The sequence below is a fragment of the Shigella sp. FC1967 genome (assembly GCF_001743005.1).
Classification (GTDB): Bacteria; Pseudomonadota; Gammaproteobacteria; order Enterobacterales; family Enterobacteriaceae; genus Proteus.
This window is the reverse complement of sequence record NZ_MIIZ01001281.1, coordinates 1-424: the sequence shown is the minus strand read 5'-3', so window position 1 is coordinate 424 and position 424 is coordinate 1. Positions and strand designations below refer to the sequence as shown.

At 44.6% G+C, this 424-nt stretch carries 2 protein-coding genes; both read right to left on the bottom strand.

The features are described from left to right. A partial coding sequence (locus BHE89_RS21235; protein WP_128860763.1) for a DUF3304 domain-containing protein occupies positions 1-245 on the bottom strand: 245 nt, incomplete at its 3' end. Then, on the bottom strand, positions 169-423 hold the full coding sequence (locus tag BHE89_RS27200; RefSeq protein ID WP_171742558.1) for a DUF3304 domain-containing protein: 255 nt from the start codon (positions 421-423) through the stop codon (positions 169-171). The genes BHE89_RS27200 and BHE89_RS21235, both read right to left, overlap by 77 nt. Between the last annotated feature and the right edge of the window lies 1 nt (position 424).

Sequence of the window (424 nt, the reverse complement as noted above, 5' to 3'; positions counted from 1 at the left end):
GGATCGACTTCCCATTCCACTTTGACCCATTGATTCGGCGTCCACTTTGCCGGCACGACAATGCAACAGGTTCCGCCACCGCCTTTGCCATAATAACCATTAACCTTAAACCAATTTACCGAAGTGCCTTTGACATGGTTAAACCCGTGTAAATTTCCGGCAAGGTAGTCATCTTTGGGTTTTTTCTTGGGGAACAGCAGTGAGCTTACTGCGATAATGGCAAGAATAACGCCAGCAACAATCACTTTTTTTACGAGTTATTTTTTTCGAGCATACTGCTGGCTCCTCCATTTTTGTTGGAACCGTAATCGGATAATTAGGGTGCCCCGGGGAATAACAAGATAATGTGATCCGAACTTCTTGGCAGGGAAGAAAATGCACTTTGACATCACAAGGGTCGTCATACTCAGGAATTTCTACCATT